The sequence below is a fragment of the Arthrobacter sp. SLBN-112 genome (genome assembly GCF_006715225.1).
GTDB lineage: Bacteria > Actinomycetota > Actinomycetes > Actinomycetales > Micrococcaceae > Arthrobacter.
This window is the reverse complement of record NZ_VFMU01000001.1, coordinates 1,321,705-1,339,316: the sequence shown is the minus strand read 5'-3', so window position 1 is coordinate 1,339,316 and position 17,612 is coordinate 1,321,705. Positions and strand designations below refer to the sequence as shown.

General features: G+C 67.3%; 12 protein-coding genes. 1 reads left to right on the top strand and 11 read right to left on the bottom strand.

Annotated features, from left to right (window positions below):
- Positions 1-2: 2 nt before the first annotated feature.
- The 7 genes from dhaK to lysS form a co-directional block, all read right to left on the bottom strand.
- Positions 3-1,004: a dihydroxyacetone kinase subunit DhaK gene (dhaK, locus tag FBY33_RS06270; protein WP_142029786.1), complete on the bottom strand. Its 1,002-nt coding sequence runs from the start codon at positions 1,002-1,004 to the stop codon at positions 3-5.
- Positions 1,005-1,255: 251 nt separating this feature from the next.
- Positions 1,256-1,765: an amino-acid N-acetyltransferase gene (locus FBY33_RS06265; RefSeq protein WP_142029785.1), complete on the bottom strand. Its 510-nt coding sequence runs from the start codon at positions 1,763-1,765 to the stop codon at positions 1,256-1,258.
- Positions 1,766-1,925: 160 nt separating this feature from the next.
- Positions 1,926-4,049 (bottom strand): S9 family peptidase, encoded by a 2,124-nt coding sequence (locus FBY33_RS06260; protein ID WP_142029784.1) that lies wholly within the window; start codon positions 4,047-4,049, stop codon positions 1,926-1,928.
- Between the two features lie 431 nt (positions 4,050-4,480).
- Positions 4,481-6,973: an ATP-dependent Clp protease ATP-binding subunit gene (locus FBY33_RS06255; RefSeq protein ID WP_142029783.1), complete on the bottom strand. Its 2,493-nt coding sequence runs from the start codon at positions 6,971-6,973 to the stop codon at positions 4,481-4,483.
- 343 nt (positions 6,974-7,316) lie between these two features.
- Positions 7,317-7,646, bottom strand: coding sequence for a histone-like nucleoid-structuring protein Lsr2 (locus FBY33_RS06250; protein ID WP_142029782.1), 330 nt, complete (start codon positions 7,644-7,646; stop codon positions 7,317-7,319).
- Between the two features lie 129 nt (positions 7,647-7,775).
- Entirely contained in the window at positions 7,776-7,943 is a 168-nt protein-coding gene (locus FBY33_RS20470; RefSeq protein ID WP_200831478.1) for a hypothetical protein, read from the bottom strand.
- 11 nt (positions 7,944-7,954) lie between these two features.
- Complete coding sequence (gene lysS, locus FBY33_RS06245) at positions 7,955-9,487, bottom strand: lysine--tRNA ligase (RefSeq protein ID WP_142029781.1); 1,533 nt, start codon at positions 9,485-9,487, stop codon at positions 7,955-7,957.
- A 73-nt stretch (positions 9,488-9,560) separates the two neighbouring features.
- Between lysS and FBY33_RS06240 the strand changes: the two genes are divergently transcribed.
- Positions 9,561-10,475 (top strand): alpha/beta fold hydrolase, encoded by a 915-nt coding sequence (locus tag FBY33_RS06240; protein ID WP_142029780.1) that lies wholly within the window; start codon positions 9,561-9,563, stop codon positions 10,473-10,475.
- Here the strand turns inward: FBY33_RS06240 and atzF are convergent.
- Genes atzF through FBY33_RS06220 form a run of 4 tightly spaced genes read right to left on the bottom strand, consistent with a single transcriptional unit; the run spans position 10,453 to position 17,574 of the window.
- Positions 10,453-12,300: an allophanate hydrolase gene (gene atzF, locus FBY33_RS06235; RefSeq protein ID WP_142029779.1), complete on the bottom strand. Its 1,848-nt coding sequence runs from the start codon at positions 12,298-12,300 to the stop codon at positions 10,453-10,455. The genes FBY33_RS06240 and atzF overlap by 23 nt on opposite strands.
- Positions 12,297-16,013 (bottom strand): urea carboxylase, encoded by a 3,717-nt coding sequence (uca, locus tag FBY33_RS06230; protein ID WP_142032589.1) that lies wholly within the window; start codon positions 16,011-16,013, stop codon positions 12,297-12,299. The genes atzF and uca overlap by 4 nt, the downstream gene beginning before the upstream one ends.
- An 11-nt stretch (positions 16,014-16,024) precedes the next feature.
- Positions 16,025-16,702 (bottom strand): urea amidolyase associated protein UAAP2, encoded by a 678-nt coding sequence (locus FBY33_RS06225; protein WP_142029778.1) that lies wholly within the window; start codon positions 16,700-16,702, stop codon positions 16,025-16,027.
- On the bottom strand, positions 16,699-17,574 hold the full coding sequence (locus tag FBY33_RS06220) for an urea amidolyase associated protein UAAP1 (protein WP_142029777.1): 876 nt from the start codon (positions 17,572-17,574) through the stop codon (positions 16,699-16,701). The genes FBY33_RS06225 and FBY33_RS06220 overlap by 4 nt, the downstream gene beginning before the upstream one ends.
- Positions 17,575-17,612 lie beyond the last annotated feature (38 nt).

Sequence of the window (17,612 nt, the reverse complement as noted above, 5' to 3'; positions counted from 1 at the left end):
AGTCACACGCCCCAGCGCAGCGCGGCGGTATGGACCGGTGCGTCCCAGAGTTCGGTGAGCTCGTCGTCGAGCCGGAGGACCGATATGGAGCAGCCCTGCATCTCCAGCGCCGTGATGTAGTTGCCCACCAGCGACCGTTCCACGGAGGCACCTGCGTCGGCGAGCACCTGCACGGCCCGCCGGTACACGATGTACAGCTCGCTCAGCGGGGTGCCGCCCATGCCGTTGACGAACAGCAGCACTTTGTCCCCGGAGCTGATCTTCAAATCCGCCAGGACCGGTTCCAGCAGGCGGTTGGTGATGCCGTCTGCGCTCTCCATCGGAATGCGGTGCCTGCCCGGCTCGCCGTGGATCCCGATGCCGATCTCGATTTCATCCTCGGCCAGGTCGAAACTCGGCGTGCCCGCGTGCGGAACAGTGCAGGCGGACAGGGCCACGCCCATGGTCCTGACATTGGCGTTGACCCTTTCGCCGATGGCAGCGACCGCGTCCAGGTCGTCACCGCGCTCGGCCGCGGCCCCCGCGATTTTCTCCACCAGCACGGTGCCGCCCACCCCGCGGCGGCCGGCCGTGTAGAGCGAGTCCTCCACCGCGACGTCGTCATTGACCAGGACGGTGCGGACGCTCACGCCCTCCGCCTCGGCCAGTTCCGCGGCTGTCTCGAAGTTCAGGACGTCGCCGGTGTAGTTCTTGACGATATGGACGACGCCGGCGCCTGAGTTGACTGCCAGGGTGGCGGGAAGGATCTGGTCCGGCGTCGGTGAGGTGAACACCGCCCCCGGCACCGCAGCGTCGAGCATTCCCTGCCCGACGTAGCCGGCGTGCAGCGGCTCATGCCCGCTTCCGCCGCCGGAGACCAGACCCACCTTGCCTGCCACGGGCGCGTCCTTGCGCGTGATGTAGATGGGGTCTTCACTGACCGTGACCAGTCCGGCATGGGCCAGGCCAAAGCCCTGGACAGCTTCCTGGACAACGGATTTTGGATCGTTGATGAGTTTCTTCACGGCGTTGCTCCTGGCTGTGCTCCTGAAGGATGTGTTTTCCGACCCTACTACCGTCATCGCAGGTGGCGGTAGGTTCCTTCCGCCCCGGTTTGCCGGCTCACTCCCGGGACCCGCCGTCCCGGGACGCAGCAAAGGGACAGCCCCCAATGACTGTCCCTTTCCTGAGGCCCCCCACATATCGGCCGCCAACAGTTTATCCATCAAATCGAGTAAAGCCAAGATGGGAGTGCGCAAAGCACCTGCGCAGGGACTTAGAGGGTGCGGATCATCCGGGTGTTGCCCAGGGTGTTGGGCTTGACGCGGGCGAGGTCCAGGAATTCGGCCACGCCTTCGTCATGGGAGCGCAGCAGCTCCGAGTACACTTCCGGATCCACTGCCGACTGGTCCGCCATCACCTCGAAGCCGTGGCGCTTGAAGAAGTCCACCTCGAACGTGAGGCAGAAGACCCTGGCCACACCAAGGGCGCGGGCCTCCTCCAGCAGGCTTTCAACCAGGACGTGCCCCACCCCCTTGCCGCGCCATTCCCCGGAAGATGCCAGGGTGCGGATTTCCGCGAGGTCCTCCCACATCACGTGCAGGGCACCGCAGCCGATCATCTCGCCGTCGCTGGACTCGGCAATACGGAACTCCTGCAGGCTTTCGTAGTACGCCACCGTCTCCTTTGCCATCAGGATGCGCTCCTCTGCCAGGGGCGCCACCAGCTTCTTGATGGCAGGGACGTCACTGGTGCGTGCTGGGCGGATGTGGAAGGAGTCGGTCACACAGCCATCCTACGAGGCGAAGGGCTTTCGGCTCGGTGACTGCGGCATTTACCGCGTGCTCGCTCGTTCCTCGCTTAGACGCACGCTACGTAAATGCCCCAGCCCCCTTCACATCGCAGTCTTCCCCAGCGAGCGATGCCTTGCGCCTGTTAGCGGGAATTTATAGGCCCAGTTCAGCCGGCAGGTCAGTCTCCTTGCCCAGGACATTCTTTGCCAGGAACCACTCCACCACCTGGTACCAGACCTTGGCGTGCTGCGGTTGGAGGACCCAGTGGTTTTCATCCGGGAAGTACAGGAACCGGTGGGGTGTCTGCCCGTCCCGGTCCGCCGCGAGCCGGGACTTGGACAGCAGTTCGTACCAAAGCCGCAGGCCCTCGCCGATGGGCACCCGGTAGTCCTTGTCGCCGTGGATCACCAGCATGGGCGTGCTGATGTTTTCCGCATGCAGGTGTGGCGAGTTCTCAAGCGCCATCTCCACGGTCATTTCCTTCAGCCAGTACTGCGAGGCATCCGTGGTTGGCCCGAACTGGTCAAGGGCCCACAGGCTGGCGTGCGTGACCACCGCCTTGAACCGGTCCGTGTTGCCTACCACCCAGTTGGCCATGTAGCCACCAAAGGAACCGCCCATCGCAGCAGTCCGGGACTCATCGACGTCCGGCCGCTCCACCGCCGCATCAGTTACGGCCATCAAATCGGTGAACGGCGCTTTCCCCCACGAGCCCCAGCCCCGCTGGATGTACGACTGGCCGTATCCGGTGGACAAGGCAGGATCCGGCAGCAGCACCGCATATCCGCGGGCCGTCAGAAGCCAGGGGTTCCAGCGCCACGTCCAGGCGTTCCAGGATCCCAGCGGCCCGCCGTGGATCCACAGGAGCAGCGGCGCCGGATTGTCCGCGGAGGCACCTTCCGGCAGCGCCAGGTAGGCGGGCACCCGGGATCCGTCGGCCGCGGTGGCGGCGATGCGCTCCAGGCGCCCCGGGCAGTCCGGACGTTCTGCCGGGGCAGGCAGGCGGGTGGTTTCCCCGGTGGACAGGTCGATTCGTACGGCTTCGGCGGGAAATTCATAGGAGCTGCGCAGGGCATACGCGTTTCGGCCCTCAGGGGAAATGACGACGTCGGAGTAGGCCGCGGCGTCCTGCGTCACCCGGGTGACGCCCACCTCAGCGGCAGCCGACGGAACACTGACCCGGAAGACCGGCGACGCGCCGTCGTCGTCTGCCGTGACGAGGATGGCGGAGCCATCCGGGAGCCACCCTGCGGGCTTGGGCCAGCGGTCCCAGTCGTGGGCCAGTGGCTGCAGGCCCGCGGCTTCACCGGCAGCAGCGCCGGAGACATCCAGCAGATGCATTTTGATCTCGGGGGCCTGCTGCGGGGTGGAGTCGCTTTCGCTGACCACCACGAGAGTGCGGCCGTCCGGGCTGACGGGGCCCGGGAAGTAACTCATTCCTTCCTGGTCCAGCAGCACCTTTAGGCCGCCGGATGCCACATCCACCGCCACCAGGATGGACCGGCTGTCCGCTTTGGCCAATGGTTTGGTGTAGCTGCTGTAGATCGTCTTGCCGTCGGGACTGACCACCGCCTCCGCTTCGCGCAGCCGCGGCCCGGCGTCAGGTGTGAGGTTGCGCAGGACCAAGGGGGCGGTGGCGTCAACGGTTTCCGGCTTGCCGGGCGCCTTGTCCTCGCCCTCCTCCACTGCGAAGATCCTCGGCTGGCCGGGACCAAGGTCCGCATCCCAGTAGCGGACCGGGTATCCGCTGTGCAGGATGGCCGAGACCTTCCCGTCCTTGCGCGCCTTGCGCCGTTCGGAGTCGTCCTCCTCGTCTGCTGACCCTGCCAGGACCTCGGCCGTCACGAACGCTGCATCGGCGTCCCTGGCCGTCATCACCTTGCTCACGCCGCCGGGCCGGCTGAGGACCACACGGGCTTCCCCGCCGTCGGCCGGAAGCAGCCACAGCGCGTTCACCGGCTCGTCATCGGGGCTGTCCGGGTCCGGACGCGCCGACGTAAAGTAGACGTCGCCGTTGGCGGCGAATGCTGCGCCGGCCTCGCCCTTGGCGCTGCGGGTAATGCGCCGTGCGTGCTTCTGCCCCGCCGGGTCAAGCTCCCACAGCGCAGTGGCAAACTCGGTGCCTTTGCCGTTCAGGGTGCTGACAGTGGTGACCAGCCGGGAGCCGTCCGGGCTCAGCGCCAGGCCGCTTACCCGCGGGATGGACAGGTAGTGATCGAGGTCGTGGAAAGGGGTCTGTGGTTGCTCAACCGGGATCGCCGGTTCCAAGTTAGCCATGCCCCCGATTCAACACGGTTTGTGCCCCGCATCACAGCCGCCACGCTCCCCCGGTACCTGCCTCCGTGGCTGGGTCCGCTCCGGCGCCGGCGCCATTTGCCGCTTGCTGCTCCTTCGTCGCTTTGACGCAAGCTACACAAATGACCCCGGCACCCTCGCTTGAGGCTACGAACAGAGGGTGCCACGGCAGGCCAGCGACAGGACCGGGTTCAGCCCGGGGATTCCTGAAAAAGGCCGCCTGACGCACGAGGTGCCGGGCATCAGGGATTTATGTAGGCGCCGTCAAAGCGAGGAACGAGCAGGCGCCGGGAAATCTCTGATGTCCGGCGCCGGACCCAGCCACGGATGAAAGCCCAGGACCCAGCCACGCGGATGAGAACGCAGAAAGCCCCGCCGCTCCTTGCGGAGTGGCGGGGCTTTGGCTGTGGAGACTAGACGCTCGGGGCGATCTCCGGGATGCGGGGCTTGGCGTTGCCGGCGAAGGTGAACTTCGCATCGTCGCCTTCGCCTTCGACATCCACCACGACGATGTCGCCGGGGTGGATCTCGCCGAAGAGGATCTTCTCGGAGAGCTGGTCCTCGATCTCGCGCTGGATGGTGCGGCGCAGCGGCCGGGCACCCATGGCGGGATCGTAGCCGCGGGTCGCCAGGAGCACCTTGGCGGCCTTGGTGAGCTCGATGCCCATGTCCTTGTCCTTAAGACGCTTCTCCAGGCGGGTGACGAACAGGTCCACGATCTCGATGATCTCGTCCTGGGTCAGCTGCGGGAACACCACGACGTCGTCAACACGGTTCAGGAACTCGGGGCGGAAGTGCTGCTTGAGCTCCTCGGTGACACGGGCACGCATGCGGTTGTAACCGGTCTGCGTGTCGGTGCCGGACTGGAAGCCGGTTGCAACGCTCTTGGAGATGTCCCGGGTACCCAAGTTGGTGGTCATGATGATGACGGTGTTCTTGAAGTCCACCACGCGGCCCTGGGAGTCGGTCAGGCGGCCGTCTTCCAGGATCTGCAGCAGCGAGTTGAAGAGGTCCGCGTGGGCCTTTTCCACTTCGTCGAACAGCACCACGGAGAACGGACGCCGGCGGACCTTCTCGGTCAGCTGGCCACCCTCTTCGTAGCCCACGTAGCCCGGAGGGGCACCGAAGAGCCGCGAGACGGTGTGCTTCTCGGAGTACTCGGACATGTCCAGCGTGATGAGGGCGTCCTCTTCACCGAACAGGAACTCCGCGAGTGCCTTGGCGAGCTCGGTCTTGCCGACGCCGGTGGGGCCGGCGAAGATGAACGAGCCACCGGGGCGCTTGGGGTCCTTGAGCCCTGCACGGGTGCGGCGGATGGCCTGCGAGAGTGCCTTGATGGCCTCGTTCTGGCCAACGACGCGCTTGTGCAGTTCGTCTTCCATCTTGAGCAGCCGCGAGGATTCTTCCTCGGTCAGCTTGAAGACGGGGATGCCGGTGGAGTTGGCCAGCACCTCGGCGATGAGATCCTCATCCACCTCGGAGATGTCGTCCATGCCGCCGGACTTCCAGTGGCGTTCCTTCTCCGCGCGCTCGGAAATCATCTTCTGCTCCTTGTCGCGGAGCGAAGCGGCGCCTTCGAAGTCCTGCGCGTCGATGGCGGATTCCTTCTCCATCTTCAGCTTGGCGATGCGCTCGTCCATGGCCTTGAGCTCCGGCGGAGCGGTCATGCGGCGGATGCGCAGCCGGGCACCGGCTTCGTCGATCAGGTCGATCGCCTTGTCCGGCAGGAAGCGGTCCGAGATGTAGCGCTCGGCCAGGCTTGCAGCGGAGGCCAGGGCGCCGTCGGTAATGGTGACGCGGTGGTGTGCCTCGTACCGGTCGCGCAGGCCCTTGAGGATCTCGATGGCGTGTGCCACGGAGGGTTCCTTGACCTGGATCGGCTGGAAGCGGCGCTCAAGGGCGGCGTCCTTCTCGATGTGCTTGCGGTACTCGTCCAGCGTGGTGGCACCGATGGTCTGCAGCTCGCCGCGGGCCAGCATGGGCTTCAGGATCGAGGCCGCGTCGATGGCGCCCTCGGCGGCACCGGCACCTACAAGCGTGTGGATCTCATCGATGAACAGGATGATGTCGCCACGGGTGCGGATCTCCTTGAGGACCTTCTTCAGGCGCTCTTCGAAGTCACCGCGGTAGCGGGAGCCTGCCACCAGGGAACCGAGGTCCAGGGTGTACAGCTGCTTGTCGCGGATGGTCTCCGGGACGTCGCCGCGCACGATTGCCTGGGCCAGGCCTTCGACGACGGCCGTCTTGCCGACGCCGGGCTCACCGATGAGGACAGGGTTGTTCTTGGTGCGGCGGGAAAGGACCTGCATGACGCGTTCCATTTCCTGCTCGCGTCCGATGACCGGGTCCAGCTTGTTCTCACGCGCAGCCTGCGTCAGGTTGCGGCCGAACTGGTCCAGGACCACGGAACCGGCGGGTGCGCCTTCGGGCTGTCCGCCGCCGACGCCTGCGCCGGTGGTTTCCTTGCCCTGGTAGCCGGAGAGGAGCTGGATGACCTGCTGGCGGACCCGGTTGAGGTCCGCGCCGAGCTTGACCAGAACCTGGGCGGCAACGCCCTCACCCTCGCGGATAAGGCCGAGCAGGATGTGCTCGGTGCCGATGTAGTTGTGGCCCAGCTGCAGGGCTTCGCGCAGCGAGAGCTCCAGCACCTTCTTGGCGCGGGGGGTGAAGGGGATGTGGCCGGAGGGGGCCTGCTGGCCCTGCCCGATGATCTCCTGCACCTGCTCGCGAACGCCGTCGAGCGAAATGCTCAAGGACTCAAGAGCTTTGGCGGCAACGCCCTCACCCTCATGGATCAGACCCAAGAGGATGTGTTCGGTACCGATGTAATTGTGGTTCAGCATGCGTGCCTCTTCTTGGGCAAGCACAACTACGCGACGGGCACGGTCCGTAAATCGCTCAAACATTTCGCCACACTCCTAGCTACGACGTACTTTGATGCTACGTGCCCGCTCCGGAGTTGTGGAGCGTGTTCGCCACAGGGGAAACCCGGGCCCTTGCGGGAATAGGCAGAGCGTCGGGCCGCGTCACCCTGAACCGGCCCCGGACGGAAGCAGCCGGCAGCTGGAACCGGCGTCCCCGGCTGTCCACGGCCGCGAAATACCGCCGCACGCCGGGCGCTTAGACCACCTGCTTATTTAGGCCATTTCGGCGGCGGGGCAGCTCCCATAGCAGGCTTATGCCGCGAATTGAAAAACCCCGCCCCGCCTGGCGGCGGTAAGCGGGGTTTCAGTGCAGCTAAAGGCAGTCCTAGGAATTTGCCTTTTGGTAGGCCTCCTGGATTTCAGCCTGAATTCGGCCGCGGCTGTTAACGGTGTAGCCGTTATCCCGGGCCCATTGCCGGATTTGCGCCGAATCGTGGCTGCGGCCTCCGGTCGGAGCCTTGGCCCGCTGGGCGCGGCCCCCGGATGCCTTGCGTGCTGCGTTAGTGAACCTCTCCAGTGAAGACCGAAGTTCAGCGGCATTGGCTGCCGACAGGTCAATCTCGTAGTTGACCCCATCGAGGCCGAACTTAACATTCTCGTCTGCGGATCCCCCATCCAGATCATCAACGAGGATGATGTTTACTTTCTGTGCCATTAAAGGTCTTCCTCTTGGGTTTTCAGAAAAGCAGGATGTTTCCCAAAAAAATTATGACTCTTATCTTGGCAACGCGTCAAAGCGCGTATTGGTTCCTTGGGGATAAAACCGGAAAGAAGGGGGATTTATCTATTTGGATTCCGGGCCCGGGCGGTCCACGGGCTGCGCCGGGAGGGAATCGGCTTCGGCCTGCGCGCGGGCCTCCGCCTGCCGCTCGGCCTTGTCCGCGTTAAAAATTGCCTTCATGGCGAACCAGAACAGCAGGCCCACCACCAGCGAGGGAAGAATAACTGCCACGTATTCCATGATCAGTGCCCTTCGGGCTTCAGCAGGGGGAACAGGATGGTCTCGCGGATGCCGGCGCCCGTGAAGAGCATGACCAGCCGGTCGATGCCCAGGCCGATGCCGCCCATGGGCGGGGCACCGTATTCCAGCGCGCGCAGGAAGTCCTCGTCAAGCTGCATGGCCTCCACGTCACCGGCGGCCGCGTGCATGGACTGCTCGGTAAGCCGTTCGCGCTGGATGACGGGGTCGATCAGCTCGGAGAAGGCGGTGCCGCGTTCCATGCCGCCGATAATCAGGTCCCAGGCCTCGATCAGCCGGCCGTCCTCGCGGTGCGGGCGGGCCAGCGGCTGGGCGGAGGGCGGGTAGTCGTAGACGAAGGTGGGGTTCAGCAGGGTGGGCTCAACGATTTCACCGAAGAGTTCCACCGCCAGCTTTTCGGCGTCCCACTTGGGGTCCACCTTGACGTCATGCTTTTCCGCGATGTCGCGCAGAACCTCAACGGACGTCTCCGGCGTGATTTCCTGCCCAACGGCGTCGGAAAGGCCGGGGTAGACGGCCAGCCAGGCCCACTCGCCGTCGAGGTTGATCTCGCCGGCCTCGGTCTGCAGGACACGGCCGGCACCCACGGCGTCGGCGGCGTCGAGGATGATCTCCTTGATCCGCTCTGCCATGACGAACTGGTCTGCCCAGGCCTCGTAGCACTCAAGGGTGGTGAATTCGGGGCTGTGGGTCGAGTCCACGCCCTCGTTGCGGAACACGCGGCCCATGTCGTACACGCGGTCGATCCCGCCCACCACGGCGCGCTTGAGGTAGAGCTCGGTGGCGATGCGCAGGGTCATCTTCTGGTCGAAGGCGTTCATGTGGGTTTCGAACGGCCGGGCAAGGGCACCGCCGTGGACCAGGTTGAGGATGGGGGTTTCCACTTCCACGTAGCGGTGCCGGAACAGCGTTTCGCGGATGGAGCGGGTGATGGCGGCGCGGGTGTAGACCATTTCGCGGGCCTCGTCACGGACCATCAGGTCAACGTAGCGCTGGCGGACGCGGGTTTCCTCGTTCAGGTCGGCGTGCAGGACCGGCAGCGGGCGCAGGGCCTTGGAGGCCATGGACCAGGAGTCCGCCATGATGGACAGCTCGCCGCGGCGGGAGGAGATGACCTCGCCCTTGATGAAGACGTGGTCACCGAGGTCAACCAGCGCCTTCCAGTCGGCGAGCGCTTCCTCGCCCACGTTGGCCAGGCTCAGCATGGCCTGCAGGCGGGTGGCCTTGCCGTCGGTGCCGCCTTCCTGCAGCGTGGCGAAGCAGAGCTTGCCGGTGTTGCGGACGAAGACGACGCGCCCGGTGACGCCCACGGTGTCGCCGGTGGTGTCGTCCGCCTCGAGGTGGGCGTACTTTTCCCGGATCTCGGCGAGGGAGTGCGTCCGCTCCACACCCACCGGGTACGCCTCAGCGCCGCGCTCCAAAAGTTTGGCGCGCTTTTCCATGCGGATCCGCATCTGCTCGCTGGCATCGACGGGCTCAGGGGCGTTCTTGGGCGAGGGGGTGTTTTGGGAAGTCACAATCCACAAGTTTACCGGGCATTGGGTACCCGGGCTCCCAGTTGCCGCGCAGGTGTGCACCTACGATGGGCTGGTGAAAGAACGCGTACTTCCAACGCACGACGGCGGCAGGCTGGCTTTGTACAGTTACGGCACCGAAGAGGCGCCCGGCGAACGGCGGGTGCTGCTGATCGGCGGCGCGTTCCTCACGGCGTTGATCTACCGCCCGTTCTCGATTGCGCTGGCGAAGGGCCTGGGGGACGGCTGGGCGGTTGATGTCTATGACCGCAGGGGCCGGGGAAATTCGTCCGAACAACCGGCGGACTACTCCATGGCCACCGAAATCGAGGATGTGCGCACGGTCCTGCGCGCAACCGGCGCCCGGAACATCCTGGGCCACAGCCTTGGTGGAGCGGTGGCCCTGAATGCGGTGCAGGAGTTCACCGGAACCGCGTTCGTCCCGGACAAGCTGGCAGTGTACGACGCGGCGGTGAACATCGACGGCAGCATCGACACCGCGTGGCTGGACGGGTTCGAGGACGCCGTGAACCAGGGCAGGGTGGGCCATGCGCTGGCGCATATGAAGAAGGCCACCAGCCCGGGCTCAACCATGGCCAGGATCCCCGAACCGGTCCTGGCCGGCCTGATGGCCGTGCTGTCCAGGACCAGGATCAACAAGATGTTCCGGCAGGTCATGCCGAGCGGGGTTGGCGAACTGCGCGCGGCCTACGACGAGAAGGACCATGCCCGGGACTTCAGCGTGCTGCCCGCAAACACCCATTTCATGGCCGGCGGCAAGAGTCCTGCCTACTACAAGGAAACGGCGCAGCGGCTGCACCAGGCAGTTCCGGGCAGCACCTACCTGCTCTCCCCCAAGTGCTTCCACGGGTCCATCCCGGCAGCGGTCAAGGAACTGGTGGCGGACATCGCGGCCTACTTCACGGAAGAACGTCCGGACGGGGAGTCCCGCCCGGACGCAGCTGAGGCTATTCGCGCTCCCCGCGGCTGAACCCCGCCAGGGCGGCCTCCCCCAGGTCCCGCCACACCGTCCGGGGCTTCGGCTCCACGCTCCGGTCCGCCAGCCAGTCACCCCAGGCGGTGATGTCCTCCCCGCCCGCGGCGGCAACGGCATCACAGGCGAACCCGACGGCGATGGAGCCATCCGCAAGCCGCACGGATCCCAGGAGCATGGGCTCGGGGAGGGAGGCCAGGAACGTCCCCATGGCCGCCGGGGACAGCAGCCACTTCTCCCCCACCAGTTCCGCGCCGTCCTCGGACCGGTACACGCCTGGTTTGGGCGGCACTGTGTCCAATGCCACCATGCGGTAGCGGGCCGCGGTCCGGACCGGGCCGTCCCAGAACGCGCCGAGGTCCTCCAGCTGCGGCGCCAGCGGCTGGCCCTTGCGGTGCGCACCCACCACCACCAGCGGCACGGCCGTTGCCCCGGCTGCCAGCGGCCAGGGCATGGACGACGGCGACTGGGCACCGGCGCGGTCAACCTCGGCTGCCGCGCCGGGAGCGAAGAGGGCGGGAGCGCCCGGAGTTGCCTCCAGACGGCGCGCAATATCCGCCGCCACGGCATCATCAAAGGTCCTGCCCACCACCGTGAGCCCGAACTGGGCACCATCCACTTCCCCGGCGGGCACTGCCACGGCGCAGAGGTCGAACAGGTTGCAGAAGTTGGTATAGGTGCCCATCAGGGAGTTCACCCCCACCGGATCCGCAGCCACCTCGGCCAGCGTGGGGTGGAACGGGGCGGTGGGGATCAGCAGGGCGTCGAAGCCCTCCAGCTGCGCCATCGCCTTCGACTTGAGTGCTTCCAGCTTGGCGGTATCGGCAACGTACCGGTGCGCGGGCACTGTACCGGCCGCGCGGATGATGCGTTCCACGGTTGGATCGATGCCCGCCTGAGCGGCCGTGCCGGCGTCGTACTTTTCCAGGAAGCTGCCCACGGCGGCGTGGCGTTCGGCTACCAGCCCGCCGTCGTAAAGCAGCCGGGCGGCTTCGAGGAAGGCATCGAATTCGATGGCTTCAATCTCCACACCCAAGGACTGAAGCCGGTCGACGTTGCGGTGGAATTCGGCTGCCCAAGCGTCCGGTAGTGCGGGCAGGCTGGCCGGATAGGCCACCCGTGGCCGTTCCGGTGCAGCCAACCGGATGTCCGCTGGCCACTCCCGGGAGTTGCCCGCCATGACGCCCATGGCGAGCTCGGCGGTGGACAGGTGCCGGGCAAAGATGGTGACGGCGTCCCAGGACCGGCAGGCGGGAACCACCCCGGCTGTGGAGACGACGTTCAGGGTTGCCTTGATGCCCACGATGCCCTGCAGCCCGGCGGGGACGCGGCCGGAGCCTGCCGTGTCCGTACCGATCGCGATGTCCACCAGCCCCAGCGCCACGGCCACGGCGGAGCCGGAACTGGATCCGCCGGAGATGTACTCGGGCCGGCGCGAGTCGCGGACGGCGCCGTGGGGGCTGCGCGTCCCCACCAGCCCGGTGGCGAACTGGTCCAGGTTGCTGGCACCCAGGACCAGGGCGCCGGCGGCGCGGAGCCGGGCCACCGCTTCGGCATCCTTGTCCGGTGTGTAGGCAAAGCCCGGGCAGGCGGCCGTGGTTGGGATGCCTGCCACGTCAACGTTGTTCTTGACGGCCAGCAGCAGCCCGGCCAGCGGAAGGTCCGCGCCGGCCGCCACGGCGGCATCGATGGACGCCGCCTCAGCCAGGAGGTCCTCCCCGCTGCGGAGCGTGATCCAGATTTCCGGCCGGTCCACTGTTTCAAGTGCCTCGAGCGCTGCCTTTACGCGCCCGGTTGCCTTGGCGGTGCTTGCCGTGCTCATACTGCTGCCTCTTCCAGTTCCAGCTCTTCCAGCCCTGCAGGTTCGGCTGCGCCAAGCACCACCACGGCCTCGCCCGCCACTACCTGGCCCCCGGCCGCGGGCAGGACGCGGAGCACCACGCCGTCGCAGGGAGCCTCCAGGACCGTTTCCATCTTCATTGCCTCCAGCGATACCAGCGGCTGGCCTTTCACCACCCGGTCCCCGGCCGCCACGTCCACCTTCCAGACGCTCGCGGCGAAGGGCGCCGAGACGAGCGAGCCGTCCTCCGGGACCACCACGTCATCCACCACGGGACTGACGACGGCGGCCAGCGCCTCCGCGCGGTCGAACTCGCCGGCGTCGGCCCATGCCTGCCGCTCGACGGAGAAGGCCGCACCCTGCTTTTCGCGGAACGCCTCGATGGATGCGGTGTTCTCCGCCAGGAACTTCTCGTGCTCGGCGAGCGAGAAGGTCCCGTCCTCGATCTCGACGCCCCGGCCGCGGCCGGCGGCCATGTCGGCGCGCAGGTCCAGCAGCTCTTCCGGGCTAACGGGGTACCAGGAGATCCGGTCGAAGAAGCGCAGCAGCCACGGCGACCCGGGTTCGAACGGAGCGGAATCGGCGTACCTGGACCACACCTGGGTGGTACGGCCAACGAACTGGTAGCCGCCGGGGCCTTCCATGCCGTAGATGCACATGTACGCGCCGCCGATGCCCACCGCGTTCTCCGGCGTCCACGTGCGGGCCGGGTTGTACTTGGTGGTGACCAGGCGGTGCCGCGGGTCCAGCGGGGTGGCCACCGGCGCGCCCAGGTACACGTCGCCCAGTCCCAGCACCAGGTACTCGGCGTTGAAGACGGTGTGGAAGACGTCGTTGACGGAGTCCAGGCCGTTGATCCGGCGGATGAATTCGATGTTCCAGGGGCACCAGGGGGCGTCGTCGCGGACTCCTGCCATGTAGCGTTCGATCGCCTCCCGGGTGGCGGGGTCGTCCCAGGACAGCGGCAGGCGGACGGTGCGGCTGGGAACCACCAGTTCGGAACTGGCAGGCAGTGCGGCCTCGATTTCCTGGACCAGGTCCAGCAGCCGTGCGGTGGTCAGGACGGACGGGTCCACCTTGACCTGCAGCGACCGGATCCCCGGGGTCAGGTCCACGACGCCCGGCACCCGGAGCCCTTCGATTTGCTGGTGCAGGGCGTGGACGCGGGCACGCAGGCCCAGGTCCAGCACCATCTCGCCGTATTCCACCAGCAGGTTGTCATCGCCGGAGCGGCGGTAGGTGACGGCGGGCCGGCCGGAACCTTCCGGCACCCGGCCCAGCACGCCGTCGTCGCCATCCCCGCGGAAGCCGCGGCTGGTCGCCGTGGCTGCCACGGACGGGTTTGACGACCACTGAGCGTCTCCCGGGAGGACCAGCTGGCGGCCGGGTCCCAGGTCCTTGGCCGACGGCGCCTGGCCGGCTTTGATGGGCACGAACCGGACCTTGTCCCCCGGGCGCAGCTGGCCGAGCTTCCAGCGTTCGGCCGTCACCACGGTGACGGGGCAAACGAAGCCGCCCAGGCTGGGTCCGTCCGGGCCGAGCAGGATGGGGGTGTCGCCGGTGAAGTCCAGGGCACCCACCGAGTAGGCGGTGTCGTGGATGTTGGAGGGGTGCAGGCCTGCTTCGCCGCCGTCGGTCCGTGCCCAGCGCGGTTTGGGGCCGATGAGGCGCACGCCGGTGCGGGCGGAGTTGAAGTGGACCTCGTACTCTGCGCTGTACAGCTCCTCGATATCCTCACGCTGGAAGAACTCCGGGGCACCGTGCGGGCCTTCAGCGACAGCCAGGTCCCAGGTGGAGGTAAGGGCGGGACGGCTGTCGAGGGGGACAGCTGCCGTGCGCGCTTCCTGCCCTGCGGCCTGCTTCACAGCGCGGAGGACGTCGCCCGCGCGCAGTACCCGGCCGGCATGGCCGCCGAATTGGCCCAGGGTGAAGGTGGAGGCGCTGCCCAGGTACTTGGGGATGTCCAGGCCGCCCTGGAACAGGATGTAGCCGCGCAGGCCCTTGCCGGCGGCTGTGCCCGCGTCGAGGGTCCCCCCTGCCGGCACGGTCACGGGGGTCCAGGCGGGCACCTCCGTTCCGTCAATTGCCACCGTGACTTCAGCACCGGTGACGCAGACCGTGGTGGCGTGCGTGAAAGTGAGGCTGGGTCCGGTCATGGTGAACTCGAGGCCCGGCGCCCCTTCCGGATTGCCCAGGGCGGTGTTGCCAAGCCGGAAGGACAGATCGTCCATGGGGCCGCTCGGCGGGACACCGATCTGCCAGAGGCCGGTGCGGCCCGGCCAGTCCTGCACGCTGGTCTGCAGGCCGGGGCGGCCCACGGTGATGCGCGGCTCCGGGTCCCCCACGTTGTCCAGGGTGCTGGTGGAATGCTGGACCACGCGGACCACGTCCATGCCGCTCACGGCGCGGAGCAGCCCTAGGTTGGTCTCGATCCCGTCGATCCGGGTGTTTTCCAGGGCAGCGGCAAGCCGGTTGAAGGCGTCGGTGCGGCTTGCGCCGGAGGTAATGATTTTGCCCAGGAGGGGGTCGTAGTTGGTGGAGACGTCAGTGCCGGTTTCCACCCAGGCGTCCACGCGGGCTTCTGCTGCCGTGGGGTAGGCGGCGTTGGTGACGGTTCCGGCGCTGGGTTGGAAGCCCCGTGCCGGGTCCTCGGCGTAAACGCGGGCTTCCACGGCGTGCCCGGCCACCGGCACTGCGTCCGGAACGCCTGCCAGGACTGCCCCGGCTTCGCTGCCGCCCTGGGCCAGGCGGAGCATCCATTCCACCAGGTCCACGCCGGTAACGGCCTCGGTGACAGGGTGTTCCACCTGGAGCCGGGCGTTGACTTCCAGGAAGGAGGCTTCCTTGCGCGCGGAGTCATAGACGAACTCCACGGTGCCGGCGGAGCGGTAGTTAAGGGAGGCGCAGAGGGCGCGGGAGCTGCGGTGCAGTTCCTCGCGGAGCTCTGCCGGCAGGTCCGGGGCGGGTGCTTCCTCGAGGACTTTCTGGTGGCGGCGCTGCAGGGAGCAGTCCCGGTCGCCCAGGCTGACCACCCGGCCTTCGCCGTCGCCGAAGATTTGTACCTCGACGTGCCGGGCGTTCTCCACGTAACGCTCGGCGAAAACGCCTGCAGTGCCGAAGCTGGCACTGGCCAGGCGGGCCACGCGGGGGAAGCTTTCCACGAGTTCGGCCTCGGAACGGCACACCGTCATGCCGATTCCGCCGCCCCCGCCGGTGGCCTTGAGCATCAGCGGGAAGCCGATCGTGGCGGAGGCCGCGACGGCGGCGTCCACGTCCTCAAGCAGCCCGGAACCGGCGATCATGGGTACCCCGGCCGCGCGGGCGGCTTCGCGCGCTGTGTGCTTGGTGCCGAAGATACGCAACTGCTCGGCGGTGGGGCCCACGAACACCAGGCCGGCTGCCTCCACGGCCTCGGCGAAGGCTGCGTCCTCGGAGAGGAAACCGTAGCCGGGGTGGATGGCGCCCGCGCCGGTTTCCTTGGCGGCGGCAAGGATTGCGTCCACCCGGAGGTAGGACTCCTTGGCCGGCGCGGGCCCCAGCAGCACGGCTTCGTCGGCGAGCCGGACGTGCTTGGCGCCGCGGTCCGCCTCCGAGAAGACGGCGACGGTCCGGAGCCCCAGCTTGCGGGCGGATTCGATGATGCGGCAGGCGATCTCACCGCGGTTGGCGATCAGGAGGGTGTCGAAGGTGTTCACGTTCTTGCTGTTCACAGTGCAGCCTCCGGCCGGGTGACGATCACGCGGACGGGGGTGGGGTTGAAGCCGTTGCAGGGGTTGTTGATCTGCGGGCAGTTGGAGACGAGCACCAGGGTGTCCACCTCGGCCTTCAGCGCAACGCGTTTGCCGGGGGCGGACAGGCCGTCCACGATGCCCAGGGCGCCGTCCGGGTCCACGGGGACGTTCATGAACCAGTTGATGTTGGACACCATGTCCCGCTTGCCCAGGCCCCAGCGGGAGCCTTCGATCAGGAAGTTCTCCACGCAGGCGTGCTGTTCGCGGGTGTGCTGGCCGTAGCGGAGGGTGTTGGACTCCTGGGAGCAGGCGCCGCCGATGGTGTCGTGCACGCCCACTTCGTCTGCCACCACGGTCATCAGGGGAGCGCCGGTGTCTGCGCGCAGGGCTGAACCTTTGGTGAGGACGATGGACTGCTGGGAGGCGATAGTGGCGGCGGCGGAGTAGCGGACGGTGGTGTCGGCCGCGGCGTAGAGCAGGCAGTCCACGGCCTGGTTGCCTTCCAGGTCCACGATGGTCAGCACGTCGCCGGCGGCCACCACGGCGGACCACGGGCCGCGGGCTTCCACGAACTCGTCCAGGACCACGGCGCCTGGGGCGAGCGCGGTGTCGGCGGCGTCAGGGGTTGACCTGGTTTCGATTGCAGTGTTCATCGGGCGTTCCTTGCGGCGAGGTCGTGTTCGGTGTTGCGGAGGGCCTGCAGGTGTTCCGGGGCCAATGGTCCGGCCAGGCTGCCGGCTTCCAGTGCGGGGAGGTCCTGCGGCGCGTGCCAGGCAACGATGTCGACGGCGGTTCCGGTGAAGTCCGCCCGCGGGTCCAGCGGGTGGGCGGTGTTGGCGAAGACCAGCACGGCGTCCATCTGGAGCAGGAGTTCGACGGCGGCACCCGGCCCCGCGCTTCCCATGAAGGTGATGCTGCCCGCAGGGTCAACGGCGATGCCTTTGAAGAACGACAGCGACGGGGCGACGTCGCGCGGCCCCAGGCCGTTCTTCAGGGCGCCCAGGGTGAGCAGTTCGCGTGCCGCCGGGGAGGCGCTGTGGGCGGTGCCGGCGCCGTACTTCGCCGTGTTGCCGGCGAGGGTGGTGGCGCCGGCCAGTGCGTCGTGCCGGGAGGAGGTGTCCGCCACGATGGTTGCCATCAGGCGCCCGGCATCGGACAGCAGCGGGTGCCCGGCAGCAGGATATGCCTGCCACGGGACCTTGACGGTGTCCGCGACGTTCAGGCGTTCGTAAAGGGCGCCGGCGCGGTACAAGAGGGTGTGCACGCAGGCGTCACCGGCGGTGTCCGTGAGCCGGACCCGGGTGCCGCGGGCCAGGGACATGGTGGTGTAGCGGCCAAAGGCGAGGGATTCGGCCCATGTGGGGGACGCGCCGTCGGGCATTCCGGCCAGAAGGTGGGCCGGTGCGGAAGCTGCCGGCACGAAGCGCATGGTCTCCGCGGTTTTGCCGTGCTGTTCCCTGGCGTGGGCCCGGGCACCGGCTGTGGTGGCGGTGCCTGTGATGGGCGTTTCGATGGTCTGTGTCATGTCAGTCCTGTAGGTCTTTGGGGTTCTTCTGGAAGCTG

Coding starts and splice junctions, on each gene's coding strand:
- FBY33_RS06260 (WP_142029784.1), bottom strand. CDS start 4,049: ATGGCTAACTTGGAACCGGCGATCCCGGTTGAGCAACCACAGACCCCT.
- FBY33_RS06255 (WP_142029783.1), bottom strand. CDS start 6,973: ATGTTTGAGCGATTTACGGACCGTGCCCGTCGCGTAGTTGTGCTTGCC.
- FBY33_RS06250 (WP_142029782.1), bottom strand. CDS start 7,646: ATGGCACAGAAAGTAAACATCATCCTCGTTGATGATCTGGATGGGGGA.
- atzF (WP_142029779.1), bottom strand. CDS start 12,300: ATGAGCACGGCAAGCACCGCCAAGGCAACCGGGCGCGTAAAGGCAGCG.
- FBY33_RS06225 (WP_142029778.1), bottom strand. CDS start 16,702: ATGAACACTGCAATCGAAACCAGGTCAACCCCTGACGCCGCCGACACC.
- FBY33_RS06220 (WP_142029777.1), bottom strand. CDS start 17,574: ATGACACAGACCATCGAAACGCCCATCACAGGCACCGCCACCACAGCC.